This window comes from Arthrobacter sp. P1_D12, from assembly GCF_056406175.1.
Window position 1 is genome coordinate 1 of sequence record NZ_JBFUAR010000030.1, and the last position, 14297, is coordinate 14297.

The window sequence follows — 14297 nt, forward strand, 5'->3', positions numbered from 1 at the left end:
GTGTGCGGCATCTCGGTGATCAGGGCGTTGGCCAGGCCGAGGAGCCGGCCGCCCCTGGCCGGGGATTCGCGCCGGGCCAGGGCGATCTGCGCGCCGATCCCGGCGCCGAGCTTCTCGGCCGGGACCCCGAGCCGGGCTTGTTCGCGGCGTTGGAGCAGGTCGAAGGCCACGGCGAGTCGGGCCTGTTCCGCGGAAGCGGCGGACTTCCAGTCCTCCAGTTCCCGGATCCGGTCAATGATCCCGGCACTGTCCGTGGCCATGCTCACGGAACCCATCGGTCCGGCGGCCGCGCCGCTCCAGGCGCAACCAAAGCCGCCGTCGCCGTGTCCTGCCGGAACCACTTCGGGCCCTTCATTGCCGTCCATGAATTAAGTGTCCCTGCGGGCTATGACATTTATGGCCCTCCGCAACCGTTCCACCGCCTCGGAAGCCATCGGCGACCTTCCAGGGCCCAAAGTCACTCCCGAGACGCTGCCCAGGAAAACGTCGAGCTGAAGACGCGTCCGTAACGCGTCGAGCGCAGAGTGCAACTCGTCAAGCCGTCGGTACTGTTCGATCGCTCCGTCGGGATCCTCGGCCTGACGCACGTCCCGGAGCACGCGGGCGCAAAATGCGAGCAAATCCCGGCCGCCGTCGTCACCGCGCCCGGCGCGGCCGAAGCCGCCGTCGCCGTCTCCCGCCGGAACCACTTCGGACCCCTGATTGCCGTCCATGAATCCAGTCTCCTTCGGGGATCGGACATTAATTAGGGGTAACCAGAAGGAGGCCGCGAGGTTAGCGGGATTGGTGGGATGCGCTGGCGGTTGTGGAGGTGCGGCCGCGAGTTCCCGGCGTCCGAGGACCCCCCACCCGAGCGCCCCGCCCCTGTCTCAAACACGGGCACGGGTCCATCATGGGAGGGGGCGTTAGCTCTGCGCCCCAGGCGGAACCGGGCGGAGGATTGTCCATGAACCAGAGGGAATCTATAGGGACGAGGATCAGCTCGCTGCCTTCGGACCGCCGCTCGTTACTTAAAGCGGTCGGCGTCGGCGCCGCGGGGATAGCGGGCATGCCGCTGCTGGCCGCCTGCACTGCCCAAAGTGCCCCCGCCGGTGCCGGAAGCAGTGCCTCTGGCGCCTCCGGTACGCCGTCGGCGTCTGTGCTTCCGGCGCCGGAACCGCAGGTCGAACCGCTCCTGGACCAACAGGAGGTCAACGCCGCCTTGGCAAAGCTGGACGGGATGGTCCAGGGCGTGATGGAGAGTACCGGTGTTCCGGGAGTCGCCGTGGCCGTGGTCTACCAGGACCAAATGGTGTACGCCAAGGGCTTCGGCGTACGGGAATCGGGCCGGCCGGAGACAGTGGACACGGATACCGTTTTTCAATTGGCCTCGGTCTCCAAACCCTTGGCCTCCACGGTGGCGGCCGTGGCCGTGGGCCGCAAGGCCATCTCCTGGACGGAACCGGTGATCAACCACACCCCCGGCTTTGCCCTGAAAGACCTCTACGTCACGCGGAACGCCACGGCGGCGGACCTGTTGTCACATCAAGGCGGCCTCAGTACGGGGGCGGGCGATCTGTTGGAAGACCTCGGATTCGACCAGCCCTATATTCTCAGCCACCTCAACCAGCAGCCGCTGGACTCTTTCCGGTCGAGCTACAACTACAGCAACTTCGGCTACACGGCTGGTGCACAGGCTGTCGCCGATGCCATGAACAAGCCCTGGGCAGACCTCGCCGAAGAAGTCTTGTTCAAGCCCCTGGGCATGTCATCCACGAGCTATCGCCACGCGGACTACCAAAAGGCGACGAACAAGGCTCTGATCCACGTCCCAGCCGGTAACAAGACCTGGGTTGCCAAATACACCCGGGATGCCGACGCCGAAGCACCCGCCGGCGGGGCCAGTTCCTCCGTGCGCGACCTGGCGCGCTGGATCCGCCTGCAGCTCGCCAACGGCAGCTTTGAGGGAAGCGAGGTCATCGATCCGGACGCGCTTGGTGTCACGCATGTCCCGCACGCCGTCTCGGGCCCACCGGCGACGCCGGGCGCCCGCACCCGCTTCTACGGCTTGGGCTGGAACGTCTCCTACGACGACCACGCCCGCCTCATGCTCGGGCACTCGGGGGCCTTCAACCTTGGTGCCGCGACCGCCGTCTCACTGCTCCCCGGCGAGCAGTTGGGCATTGTGGCCCTGACCAATGGCCGGCCGCAGGGCATCCCCGAAGCCATCTGCGCCGCATTCCTGGACACGGCCCAGAACGGCGCCCCGACAGTGGACTGGATCGGATTCACGTCGGGCGTCTTCCAGAAGATCGATGAGTCGGAGAAGCCAAAAGTTGACTATTCCAAGGCACCGGCCCAGGCCAAACCGGCGCAGGGCAACGATTTCTACATCGGCAGTTACGCGAACTCCTACTACGGCCCGCTCACCGTCGCAGTGGAGAACGGCGTGCTGACCCTTGAGCTGGGCCCGGCCGGCAGGACCACCAAGTTCCCGCTCACCCATTTCGACGGCGACACCTTCAGCTTTGAGTCAATCGGCGAGAACGCCAACGGTCTTGCCGGGGCAATCTTCGCCCCCGGCGCGGACGCGGCCCCCGGCGCGGACGCGGCCCCTGGTGCGGACGCCGCAGCCGGAGGCGGCACGGCTTCGAGCGTCAGGCTCGATTTCTACGATCAGACCGGGCTGGGCACCTTCACCCGCGGCTGAGCCCGGACTTCAGTGAGTGAGCTTCTTCCGTAAGCTTCAAAGGAACGCCACGAGCCCCGATCCAAGGAACCCATGCCCATCAACACACAATCGCTGAAACAGGACGGCTTCACCGGTTTCCGGCCGCTCCAGGACCTTGACATCAACCGGATCCCGCAGAAGCCCGGGATCTTCGCGGTACTGCGGCCAGAGGGCTTCCGGCCCCAGTTCCTGGCCAGGAGCACCGCCGGCATCTTCAAGAAGAAGAACCCCACCCTCAAGACGGACGCTCTCGACGCCGAATGGGTGGACGGTGCCGATGTTCTTTTCCTGGGCAAAGCCGGCCCCGGAAGCAAGGGCAACCGCGGACTGCGCCGGCAAATCCAGGAATTCGTCGACTTCGGCGAAGGCAAGCCGCCGGGCCACTGGGACGGGCGGCTCATCTGGCAGCTCGCCGTGCCCGGGTCCCTGATCATCGCGTGGAAAGAGTTGCCCGTTGAGCAACTCAACGCGGCCGAAGCTCGGTGCCATGCCGCATTCATCGAAGAATACGGCCGCCTGCCGTACGCCAACTTAGTCCAGGCGCGCGTCAAAGGTGCCTAGCCGCCGTACGTGAACCGTCCCGCCACTAACGTGGCGGCCACCGGCATGGCCGCAAACTCCGCATCCGACACGGTCACTGGGTCGCCGTCGAGCACTGCAATATCGGCGGGGTCCCCGACCCGGAGACGGCCGCGACCGCGGGTCGAGGCCGTGAGGGCCTCCTGCCGCGTGAGGGCCTGCTCGGCATGCCACGGCCCGCGGCCATCCAGCCGGGCCCGCGCCGTGGCAGCGGACATGGCAATCCACGGATCCAGGGGGGCCACCGGAGCGTCCGAGCCCAAGGCGAGAGTCGCCCCGGCGGCCAGCAATGAACGGAGCGGGAAGGACCGGTCCGTGCGCCCCGGCCAGTTCGCCTCGGCGGCGTCCCGGTCATCGAGGGCATGCGCAGGCTGGACGCTCGCGGTCACGCCCAACCGGCCGAAGCGGGCGAAATCCTCGCTCCGGACAAACTGGGCATGCTCCACCCGTCCGGCGAGGCCCGCCGCCTCAAACGCATCCAAGGCGACTTGGTTGGCCGCGTCGCCGATTGCGTGGACCGCCGGCACAAAACCCGCCTGCCGGGCCCGGACCAACAGGGCGAGCAGCTCCGCCTCGCTCACGGTCAGCAGCCCGTGGCCGCCGTTCGGATACGGGTCCACGCAATACGCTGTGCGGGTATTGAGCGAGCCGTCGATCAGCACTTTCAGGGGGCCCACGCTGAGCAGCCCGCCACTGCCGGCCACCGCCAAACCTGTCCGCAGCCCCTCTGCCACGGCCCGGTCCAGGTCCTGCGGATAGACCCCCGCTTCAACCCGCAGGGCAGCGAAGCCGCCGGAGATCCTCCGCAGCCAGGCGTCGCGGTTCCACGTCATCTCGAAGTCCACAATCCCGACCACGCCCCGCGCGGCCGCAGCCTGACCTGCCTGCCGCACCCACGGATCCACCACCGCGTCCGGCAGCTGGCCAAGCTCCCGGGTCAGGGCGAACGCCGGTTCTTCCCGGAGCAGGCCGCCCGCATCCACCGGCATTCCGTACTGTTGGGCCGCTGCGGAGTTGAGCCAGACACAGTGGAGGTCGTGGCTGATCAGCGCCGTAGGCCGGCCGCGCGTCACGCCGTCCAGGAGGTCCAGACTGGGCAGGTCATGCCAGATGGCATCGCGGAAACCGACGCCCACCAGCGTCTGGACGGGACCCGGAGCTCCGGCGCCGCTTCCGGTCCCGGTGCTAGTGTCCCCGGCGATGTGGGCCCCGACGACGGCGGCCGCCTCGCGCGCCGAGCCGGCACTGGAGAGGTCAAGCCGGTTGGAGGCCAGCGCCCACTGCGTCATATGAACGTGCTCATCCCACAGCCCAGGAATGGCGTAGCGGCCCTCCAGATCCACCACCCGGGTGGCAGCGGGGAGCGCACCCGAGCCCGGGCGCGACGGGATGATTGCCGACACGGCCCCGGCACGAAGATGAACGTCGAAGCATATTTCCTCCCCGGGGTGCCGCGCGGAGGCCAGCACGAGATCCGGGGGTCGGCAGGGATCGAGCGGATCAGACATAGGAACAGGCTAGGCGGGCGACGCCGCAGGACCCAACAGGCGCACACGGGACTTTCGCCCCTTACCTCTGCCACGAGCGCCCCCCAAGCTGAATGTGTGGGGAGGTTGCTGCACGGCCAGTTGGGGGGACGTGTCGAGCGAAGAACCACTTCACGTAAATACGGCACGGGTCTCACCGCGAATTGGGGAAGGAAATGGCGTTTGCACTTTCCGGCTTCAGCAGGAAAAGGCAGGAGACCACGGCCACATGAGTATCCATCACCATTCGGGGGACCCTAAACTCAAGGTGCTCATCCGCCTGAACGCCGACGCCGAAACAGCGCGGATCGACGTGCATGGTGTGGTGACCGTGGCCAACGTGCGGGCGCTGTACGTCGTTTGCCGCCGCGTCACAAGCAAGCTTCCCGGGTTTGAACTCGTGCTCGACCTCGCCCATGCCCGGGTGTCGGCCGCCGCGATCGAGGAACTCCGTGAGCGTGCCCGCGCCTCTTTGCTGTATTCGGGGATCGATGGCACGGAGACTCCGTGCCGTCTGCGCCTCGTGGACCCGCTGGTCATCCTCAAAACCAAGGAGCACGTATGAAAGCCCTCGTCTATGGCGGTCCCGGGGAGAAATCGTGGACCGAGGTCCCCGATCCCACCATCCAGAATCCCAGCGATGTGATCGTCAAAGTGGACACCACCACCATTTGTGGGACCGATCTGCACATCCTCAAAGGCGACGTCCCCGCGGTGGCCAAGGGCCGCATCCTGGGCCACGAAGGGGTCGGCACCATCACGGAGATCGGCCCCTCCGTGACCAGCCTCAAGGTCGGGGACCGCGTCATCATTTCATGCATCAAGTCCTGCGGGCACTGCGCCAACTGCAAGACCGGCCTGTACTCCCATTGCCTGGGGGAGGAGGGAACCTCCGGCATCGGCTGGGTTTTCGGACATCTGATCGACGGCACGCAGGCCGAGTTCGTCCGCGTCCCCTACGCAGAGAACTCCCTGCACCTCCTGCCTGAGGGAGTCAGCGACCAGCAGGCCGTCATGCTCTCCGACATCCTCCCCACCGGCTTTGAGATCGGCGTGCAGTACGGCCGGGTCAAGCCCGGCGACACGGTCGCCGTCATCGGCGCGGGCCCCGTGGGACTTGCCGCGATCTCCACCGCCGGCCTCTACGGCGCCGCCACGATCATCGCCGTCGACCTCGACGCGAACCGGCTCGAGAAATCCCGCGAATTCGGAGCCACCGATGTGGTCCTCTCATCCGATGCCGACTGGAAGGAGCAGCTCATGCTCCTGACCGACGGGCAGGGCGTGGACGTGGCGATCGAGGCCGTGGGCGTCCCGGCGACCTTCACGATGTGCACCGACATCGTGCGTCCTGGCGGCACCGTGGCCAACGTGGGCGTGCACGGCAAAGCCGTGGAACTGCACGTCGAAGACCTCTGGATCCGGAACATCAACATCAGCATGGGCCTGGTGAACACCAACACCACCCCCATGCTGCTCAAGCTCGTGGCACAGCAAAAGATCCCCGCGGACAGTTTCGCCACCCACCACTTCACCTTTGACGAGTTCATGGAGGCGTACGACACTTTTGCCCGCGCCGCGGAGACGAAGGCCCTCAAAGTCGTGATCACGGCATGAAAGCGCTCGTTGTCCTCCACTCCGGCGATGCCGGCGCGATCGACGAAGCCAAGCCGTTCGTGATCTCGCTCGGGCGGTAGCGGCCCGGGCCGCCAGCTTCCGGAAGCCACGCCCGGCCGGGCGTGGCAAACGGACCATCTGAAAGGACGGCGGCCATGAAAGCAGGCCGGATTGTCATGCTGGTGATCGGCTCGCTGTGCGCGCTGGTCGGTTTGGGACTGTTGGCGGGCGCCGGCTTTGCGGGCTGGGTCAACTACCAGCAACGTGACGGCAGGTACTTCATCACGCCGTCGGCGCCTTTCTCAGGCAATTCCTACGCGCTGACGACCCCCCGGCTGGACCTCATGACAGGCGGCGGCGTGGACGACGGCGTTCCGGTGGACATTGCGGGCAGCGTGCTGCTCCGCGGTTCCTCCACCGATCCCGGCAAGGAAATCTTCATTGGAATTGCCCCGCGGGCCGACGTCGCGACGTACCTGGCTGGTGTCCGGCGCACCGAAATCGTCGACGTCAGGTTCAACCCCTTCCGCGCGCGGTACCGCGAAGTGGCCGGCTCCCAGGTCCCGTCCAATCCGGCGCAGCAGACCTTCTGGGCCGCGACTGCCACAGGCCCGGGGGAACAGGAACTGACCTGGGACCTCCGCTCCGGATCCTGGGCAGTGGTGGTCATGAATGCCGACGCGACGTCTCCGGTGAGCGTGAATCTGCAGGCAGGGGCACGCACAGACCTGCTCCTGCCGGTGTTCATCGGCCTGCTGATCGGCGGACTCGTGATGCTGCTGATCGGCGTGCCGCTGATAGTGCTGGGCGCCGTTGGACTCGGCCGCGGCGGCCCGGGCCAAGGCGGGACGGGCAGCGGTGTCCCTCCCGGCCGCTTGCCGGCCCAGCCCGGCCAGCCGTATCCCGCGGGTCCCTACCCGCCCAGGGCCACCCCCGGCCAGCAGAACAGTGCGGCCCCGCCGGGTGCCGTTGCGGCCTACGCTGCTCCGCCGGGGACTCCGTATCCGGTGGCACCGGGTGCTACGACCGCATATGTGTACCCCGCCCGTCTCCACGGCTACCTCGACCCGAACCTGTCACGGTGGATGTGGCTCGTGAAGTGGTTCCTGGCCATCCCGCACTTCATCGTCCTGTTTATCCTCTGGTTCGCCTTCGGAGTGGTCACGATCGTGGCGTGGTTCGCGATCCTGTTCACGGCGCGCTACCCGCGCTCGCTGTTCAATTTCAGTGTCGGCGTGATCCGCTGGAACTGGCGTGTGGCCTTCTACGCCTTCAGCGCTATCGGCACGGATGTCTATCCCCCCTTCACCCTGGCCCGCACCGATTACCCGGCGGACTTCGACGTCGACTATCCCGAACGGCTGTCCCGCGGCCTGGTGCTGGTGAAATCCTGGCTGCTGGCCATTCCACATCTGCTGCTTATCAGCCTGCTGACGGGGACCGCGAGGACGTGGGAGTACCGGGACGGCGAGTGGGTGCAGCAAGGTGTGGGCATCTCCTTCCTGGGGCTGCTGGTCCTGATCGCCGGCGTGATCCTGTTGTTCACGGGCCAATACCGGCGGGGGCTCTTCGACCTCCTGCTTGGCCTGAACCGCTGGATCTACCGCGTTATCGCCTACGTTGCCCTCATGCGGGACGAATATCCGCCGTTCCACCTTGATATGGGTCCGGTCGATCCGGGCGAGCTGCCGGTGCCTGCATACGCCGGACCTGCGCTCGGAACCGGAGGACCCGCCGCCGGACCCGTCGGGCCTGGACCAGCCACCGGACCCGCGGTCGGGCCCGGACCTGCGGCCGGCCCCAGACCCTCCGCCGGACCAGCCACCGGGCCCGCGCCCGGAACCGGAGGACCAGCCACCGGACCCGGAGGGCTGCCCAGAAGCTAATGCCGCGCTGCGCCCGGTCCTCTTGCCACCCGCGCTCCGCAAGAACATAGTTGAGGGAATTCACGTACTCCGCGGCACTAGGCAGGCGACCATGGTGAACATCGGGATTCCGGAAAACGGCGTGCTTCACGGCAAGACCGCCCTGATCTACGGCGGCGGCGGGGCGGTCGGCGGGGCGGTGGCAAGGGCTTTCGCGGCCGACGGCGCCACGGTGCACATTGCCGGAAGGACGGAATCGCGGCTGGAAAAAGTAGCCAATGACATTCGCGAGGCAGGCGGCACAGCCGAAACTGCCGTCGTCGACGCCCTGGACGAAGAGCAGGTGGATGCCTTCGTAAACCGGGTGGCGAAGAAGAGCAAGAGGATTGATATCTCCTTCAACGTGATCTCATTCGGCGACGTCCAGCAGCCACTCATGGAGATTGATGTGGATGACTTCACCCAGCCCATCACCCTGGCCGCGCGGACGCACTTCCTGACCACCCGCGCGGCCGCCGCCTACATGGTCAAGCAACGCTCCGGCGTCGTGCTCATGTTCGGCGGCTCGGGCCCGCAGACGATCCCCGGCCTGGGCGGTTTCAAGGTGGCGCTCGACGCGATGGAAGGACTGCGCCGGCAATGGGCCCTGGAACTGGGAAAACACGGCATCAGGGTGGTCACCATGGTCACCGGCGGCATTATCGAAACCATCCCGTGGCAGGCCGAGGGCCGCGATGAGATCGTGGTGGAGATTGCCAGGGCCGCGCATTTGAACCGGACGGCCACGCTGGCGGACGTCGGTAACGTGGCCTCCTTCATCGTCTCGGACAAGGCGGCGGCCATCACGGACGCGACCGTCAACATCTCCGCCGGCGCGATCGTGGACTACTGACGCCGGTCAGGCCACCAGGTTGGCTGCGGCGACGTCCATGTGTTCGAGGACCGTCGTGCGGGCCAGTGTCGCGTTGCCGGTCTCGATCGCGGCGACGATGTCGTGGTGCCGGTCCACGCTCATGTTCTTGACGGCCCTCTCGATCCCGGCAAACATGATGGACATCCGAATGGAGCCCTCAAGCGACTCCCAGGAGTGCAGCAGGGTCTCGTTTCCGGTGAGCCTGCACAGTGTCCGGTGGAACTCCAGATCGGATTCAATCCGTTCCTCCAGGCTGGCCTCGGCGGCCGCGGCCATGGCATCGACGGCCGAGCGCAGGGATGTAATCACGGAGGCCCGGTCCGGCAACTCACACAGTGTCCGGACCGCAAGCGATTCGAGCGCAGCCCGGACAGCGAAGATGTCCCGGATTTCCTTGCCGTCCAGGTGCCGCACGGACAGCCTGCCGCGCGGTCCGGCGGACAGCAGTCCTTCTTGCTCCAACTGACGCAGAGCCTCGCGCAGTGTACCGCGGCTGATCTGGAGCATGTCGGAGAGTTCGGTCTCCACCAGATGCCGCCCTGGCTCCAGCTCTCCGCTGGTGATGGCCGTGCGCAGGGCGGATAGCGCCTGCTCGCGGAGGCTCTTCTTTTCCAGTCCGAGAAGCGGGGCTGTTGCTCCGGCCATCGTTAGTCCTCACGCTCAGCGGTCAACTGTCTGTCAGTGGTCAACTGTTTACAGTTCGTGTGTTAACAGTTGATGGTACGGCATGGGCAGGGCCGGCAACTGCCGGCCATGCCCATCCTCAGCCGAGTTCGGCGAGCACCTTGGCAACGACCCTCTGCACCGAGAGGCCGTAGCGTTCGTGCAGGGTGGGCAGCGCGCCCGCGTCCAGGAATTCGTCCGGCAGCGCTACCGGCACCACCCGTTTACCCAGCCCCGCGGTGACCACGGCCGAAGCCACGGTCTCGAACAACCCGCCCACCACACTGTGGTTCTCCAGCGTGACCGCGAGGCGGTCGGTGTTCAGCTCGGCGAGGACCGTCGCGGCGTCGAACGGCTTGATGGTGGGGGCGTGGACGACGGCGACATCCACGTGGTGCGCAGCCAGCGCCTCGGCCGCCTGAAGGGCCCGCATGGTCATCAGCCCGCTGGAGACGAAGACGACGTCACGGCCGCCACGCAGGACTTTCGCCTTGCCGAGTTCGAACGTGTAGTCGTACTCGTCCAGCACGGTGGGGACGTTGCCGCGCAGCAGTCGTAGGTACGTGGGGCCCTCACTGGCGGCCAGTTGGGGGACGGCCTGCTCGATGTCCAGCGAGTCGCACGGGTCCACGATGGTCAGATTGGGCATGCCGCGGAAGATCGCCATGTCCTCGGTCGCCTGGTGGCTTGGACCGTACCCGGTGGTCAGCCCCGGGAGCCCGCCGACGATATTGACGTTGAGGTTTGGCTCGGCGGCATCCAGGCACAGGAAATCGTAGGCGCGCCGGGCAGCGAACACCGAATACGTCGAGGCGAACGGGACCATGCCGGTCTCAGCCAGGCCGGCCGCGGCGCCGAAGAGCAGCTGTTCGGCCATGCCCATCTGGAAGAAGCGTTCCGGGAAGGCCTGGGCGAAAATGTGCATGTCCGTGTACTTGCCCAGGTCCGCGGTCAGTCCCACGATCTTGTCGTTCTCCTGCGCGGCCTTGACCAGGGCGTGCCCGAACGGCGCGGACGCGGTCTTCTGGCCCGGGTCCGCGAAGGAGGCGATCATGGCAGAGGTCTTCAGTTTCGGTGTTGTTGCGGTACTCATCGTGCGGCCTTTCCTTCGAAACCTGCGGTCAGCTGCTCGCGGCAGAGCTGCCATTCGTGTTCTTCGATGCGCATGAAGTGGGCTTTTTCGCGGTCCTCGAGCAGCGGCACGCCGCGGCCCACCTTCGTGTCACACAGGATCACGGAGGGACGTCCGACGGCGGCGGCCTGGGCGGCCGCGTTGTCGAACGCGGCCAGCAGCGCGCCGACGTCGTTCCCGTTCACGCGCTGGGCGTACCAGCCAAACGCCTGCCACTTTTCGGTGACGGGCTCGGTGCGCAGCACGGTGTCGGTCTTGCCGTCGGCCTGTAGGGCGTTGATGTCCACCATGGCGGTGAGGTTGCCGAGGCGGTGGTGGTGGGCGCCCATCGCGGCCTCCCACGTGGAGCCCTCGTCAAGTTCGCCGTCGGAGAGGAAGTTATAGACCCGGGAACCCGAACCCTGGTAGCGCAGGCCGAGGGCGGCGCCGACGGCGATGGAGAGCCCGTGGCCGAGGGAGCCGCCGGAAATCTCCATGCCGGGGGTGTAGGTGGACATCCCGGACATCGGCAGCCGGGAGTCGTCCGAGCCGTAGGTCTCCAGTTCCTTGACGGGGATGATTCCGGCCTCGGCGAGGGCCGCGTAGTGGCCGATTGCGTAGTGGCCGGTGGAGAGCAGGAACCGGTCGCGGTCCTCCCACTCAGGATCGTCGGCGCGGAAACGGAGCTGGTCCGCGTAGACCGCGGCAAGCATGTCGGCCGCGCCGAGGGCCTGGCCAACGTAGCCTTGGCCTTGGACTTCGCCCATGTTCAGGGCATGGTGGCGGATCCGGTAGGCGGCCCCTTCGACCCGTGCCAGGCGTTCTGCCTCGGCGTCGGAGGCGTTGCCTCGGGTGGTTATTTCCTGTGTTGAAACCACGATTCTTCCTTTCAGATATGACGTGGCGAGCTGCTGCGGGAGGCCTTCGACGGCTTCCGGGCGGTGCGTATCTACGCGCTCACGTGGGTGGGGGTGCTTTTGGTAGCCTGATTCGCGAATTCCCGTTCGCGCTTGCCCCAGGTTTCACGGGTGGCGACGGCGGCCCACAGGCCGATGGCGGCGTAGGTGCCGAAGAGCAGTGCCGGTCCCATCCAGCCGAAGCTGACGAAGAGCAATGTGGTGATGAACGGGGTGAACCCTGAGACCATGGCCGAGATCTGGTAGGCCAGCGAGGCGCCGGAGGCGCGGGTCTTGGCCTGGAACAGCTCCGGGAACCACGGGCCCTGGGCGCCGGCCAGGGAGTTCTGGCAGACGGCGTAGGAGATCACGAGGGTGGCGATGATGAAGATGAACAGTCCGGTGTTGACCAGCAGGAACATCGGCACCGCGAAGGCCACGGCGAAGGCGCAGGACCAGATATATAGCGGGCGCCGGCCGATCCTGTCCGTCAGCCGTGCCCAGGCCTGGGTGGCGAAGATGCCGATTGCGGAGGCGATGCACAAGGCCACGAGCGTCTGCGACTTGTCGGCCAGGTGCTGGCTGTTCAGGTAGGAAATCATGTAAGTGATGGACACGGCGTAGCCGGCGGTCTCGGCGATGCGCAGGCCGATGCCCTTGACGATGTTGCGCCAGTCGGTCTTCAGGACCTCCTTGATGGGCGACTTGACGATGTCGCCGCTGTCCTTGACCTCGTCGAAGACGGGGGATTCGGGGACCTTGGAGCGGATGATCAGTCCGACGACGACCAGCACGATGCTCGCCAGGAAGGGAATGCGCCAGGCGAGTTCGCCGCCGAGCTGGACGCTGAAGAGGAACACGAGGTTGGCCAGCAGCAGCCCGACCGGGAAGCCGGCCTGGACCATGCCGGTGTACTTTCCCTTCGATTTCCAGGGTGCGTGTTCGTAGCTCATGAGGATGGCGCCGCCCCACTCCGCGCCGAAGGCCAGACCCTGGACGATGCGGACAAACACCAGCAGAGCCGGAGCCAGCAGACCCACCTGGGCGTAGGTGGGGAGCAGGCCTATGACGAAAGTGGCGATGCCCATGAGGATCAGGGAGGCCACCAGGACCGGCTTGCGGCCGACCTTGTCCCCAAGGTGCCCGCCAATGATGCCGCCGATCGGGCGCGCCGCGAATCCGACACCCAGGGTGGCGAAGGCAGCCAGGGTTCCGGTCACAGGATCGCCGGTGGGGAAGAAGGCCGTACCGAAGTACAGGGCAGCCGCTGTGCCGAAGCCGATGAAGTCATAGGTTTCGATGACGGCGCCGACGCTGGAGCCGATCGCGACCCGTTTCGCTTCCCTGGTGCCGTGCACCGGGCCCCGCATGGTGAGAGCTTCGTTGCTCATGTCAATCCCTTTCGAAGAGAGCTGCCGACGCTTCCGCACCGACACTGTCGACTGTTAACAGATGATACGCCAGTGTGACCCGCGCCATAAGCAATGTCAACAGTCAACTTCAAAGGTTGACTGTTGACAGTCGAATTCTATAGTGTGGTCCGTATCACCACCGCCTCCGGGCGCAACCAGAGGAACAACGACGATGTTCAATTCCCGACTCGGCTGCTCGTCCATCAGCTTCCGCCACCAGAGCCTGGCAGAGGCCCTGCGCACCATCGAGGGCCTCGGCTTCGATGAACTGGATCTCGGTGCGCTACCCGGAGTGTGCGACCACGTTCCCTACGACCTCGACGCCGATGCCGTCGCCGCCGTCACGGCCGGGGTGGTTACCTCCGGGCTGCGGGTCCGGTCGGTCAACGGGGACATCGGGGACCTGAACGCCTTGCTCGACGCCGACGCACAGGCAGCACGGAACCGGCACCTTGACGCGCTGCTCAGCTTGGCAGCCGGCACGGGCGCCAAGGCGCTGGTCCTGCCCTGCGGCGCCCTCGGCCGCGACCCGGTCCGCAGCCTCGACGAGGACCTGGACACCATTGCCGCGCAACTCACCGCCGCCAAGCGGCGGGCCGACGTGTTCGGCGTCGAGCTCTGGACCGAGTCCCTGCACTTCCTGCGGTTCTGCTGGAACCTCGAGCGCGCGGAATTGCTGGCCGGGCGGCTGGCCGGTTCCGGGGTCGGGATCGTCATGGACTTCAGCCATATCGTGGCCGCCGGCGAGGATCCGTTGGACTACCTCAGGCGCCATCAGGGCCGCATCGCCCATGTTCACTTGCGCGATGCCGTGCCGGGGAACATCAACCTCAGCATCGGCAACGGCCAGGCCGATTTCGCCGCCGGCCTGGAGGCCCTCGCGGCCGACGGCTACACCGGCCACTTCTCCCTGGAGCTGGAGACCCGGGACGTGACCCACGGGGAGCGCCCCGCGGCGGCCGCCAAGGCCGCGAGCTTCATCACAGACCTCATCTGACTTGCCAC

The 14297-nt window shown here is 66.6% G+C and carries 13 protein-coding genes and 1 pseudogene; 8 read left to right on the plus strand and 6 right to left on the minus strand.

The window, feature by feature from the left end:
- Positions 1–365: pseudogene (locus tag AC1DZV_RS19370) on the minus strand (HNH endonuclease); the annotation flags it as partial.
- Between the two features lie 159 nt (positions 366–524).
- On the opposite strand from AC1DZV_RS19370, the gene AC1DZV_RS19375 reads away from it, so the two are divergent.
- The 3 genes from AC1DZV_RS19375 (at position 525) to AC1DZV_RS19385 (ending at position 3271) form a co-directional block, all read left to right on the plus strand.
- On the plus strand, positions 525–749 hold the full coding sequence (locus tag AC1DZV_RS19375; RefSeq protein WP_476952100.1) for a hypothetical protein: 225 nt from the start codon (positions 525–527) through the stop codon (positions 747–749).
- A 197-nt stretch (positions 750–946) separates the two neighbouring features.
- Positions 947–2689 carry a serine hydrolase gene (locus AC1DZV_RS19380; RefSeq protein WP_476954393.1) on the plus strand — a complete coding sequence of 581 codons (1743 nt, stop codon included), beginning with the start codon at positions 947–949 and terminating at the stop codon, positions 2687–2689.
- 72 nt (positions 2690–2761) lie between these two features.
- On the plus strand, positions 2762–3271 hold the full coding sequence (locus AC1DZV_RS19385; protein ID WP_476952098.1) for a hypothetical protein: 510 nt from the start codon (positions 2762–2764) through the stop codon (positions 3269–3271).
- On the opposite strand, the gene AC1DZV_RS19390 is transcribed toward AC1DZV_RS19385, so the two are convergent.
- Positions 3268–4797, minus strand: coding sequence for an amidohydrolase (locus tag AC1DZV_RS19390; RefSeq protein ID WP_476952097.1), 1530 nt, complete (start codon positions 4795–4797; stop codon positions 3268–3270). The two genes, AC1DZV_RS19385 and AC1DZV_RS19390, sit on opposite strands and share 4 nt — an antisense overlap.
- A gap of 247 nt (positions 4798–5044) precedes the next feature.
- Here AC1DZV_RS19390 and AC1DZV_RS19395 point away from each other — a divergent pair, with 247 nt between their 5' ends.
- From AC1DZV_RS19395 to AC1DZV_RS19410, 4 genes are all read left to right on the plus strand, one after another.
- Positions 5045–5380 (plus strand): hypothetical protein, encoded by a 336-nt coding sequence (locus AC1DZV_RS19395; RefSeq protein ID WP_028276886.1) that lies wholly within the window; start codon positions 5045–5047, stop codon positions 5378–5380.
- Positions 5377–6432 (plus strand): zinc-dependent alcohol dehydrogenase family protein, encoded by a 1056-nt coding sequence (locus AC1DZV_RS19400; RefSeq protein ID WP_476954394.1) that lies wholly within the window; start codon positions 5377–5379, stop codon positions 6430–6432. Before AC1DZV_RS19395 ends, AC1DZV_RS19400 begins: the two co-directional genes overlap by 4 nt.
- A gap of 155 nt (positions 6433–6587) precedes the next feature.
- Positions 6588–8318, plus strand: a complete 1731-nt coding sequence (locus tag AC1DZV_RS19405; protein ID WP_476954395.1) for a DUF4389 domain-containing protein — start codon at positions 6588–6590, stop codon at positions 8316–8318.
- A gap of 91 nt (positions 8319–8409) precedes the next feature.
- Positions 8410–9189 (plus strand): SDR family NAD(P)-dependent oxidoreductase, encoded by a 780-nt coding sequence (locus AC1DZV_RS19410; RefSeq protein WP_476952095.1) that lies wholly within the window; start codon positions 8410–8412, stop codon positions 9187–9189.
- 6 nt (positions 9190–9195) lie between these two features.
- On the opposite strand, the gene AC1DZV_RS19415 is transcribed toward AC1DZV_RS19410, so the two are convergent.
- The 4 genes from AC1DZV_RS19415 to AC1DZV_RS19430 form a co-directional block, all read right to left on the minus strand.
- On the minus strand, positions 9196–9855 hold the full coding sequence (locus AC1DZV_RS19415; protein WP_018776075.1) for a GntR family transcriptional regulator: 660 nt from the start codon (positions 9853–9855) through the stop codon (positions 9196–9198).
- 118 nt (positions 9856–9973) lie between these two features.
- The gene (locus AC1DZV_RS19420) at positions 9974–10966 is read right to left on the minus strand and encodes a transketolase family protein (RefSeq protein WP_476954396.1); all 993 of its coding nucleotides are present in this window, start codon (positions 10964–10966) and stop codon (positions 9974–9976) included.
- Positions 10963–11844: a transketolase gene (locus AC1DZV_RS19425; protein WP_476952114.1), complete on the minus strand. Its 882-nt coding sequence runs from the start codon at positions 11842–11844 to the stop codon at positions 10963–10965. The genes AC1DZV_RS19420 and AC1DZV_RS19425 overlap by 4 nt, the downstream gene beginning before the upstream one ends.
- A gap of 89 nt (positions 11845–11933) precedes the next feature.
- Positions 11934–13271, minus strand: coding sequence for an MFS transporter (locus tag AC1DZV_RS19430; protein ID WP_476954397.1), 1338 nt, complete (start codon positions 13269–13271; stop codon positions 11934–11936).
- A gap of 193 nt (positions 13272–13464) precedes the next feature.
- Between AC1DZV_RS19430 and AC1DZV_RS19435 the strand changes: the two genes are divergently transcribed.
- Positions 13465–14289 carry a sugar phosphate isomerase/epimerase family protein gene (locus tag AC1DZV_RS19435; protein WP_476952093.1) on the plus strand — a complete coding sequence of 275 codons (825 nt, stop codon included), beginning with the start codon at positions 13465–13467 and terminating at the stop codon, positions 14287–14289.
- Positions 14290–14297 lie beyond the last annotated feature (8 nt).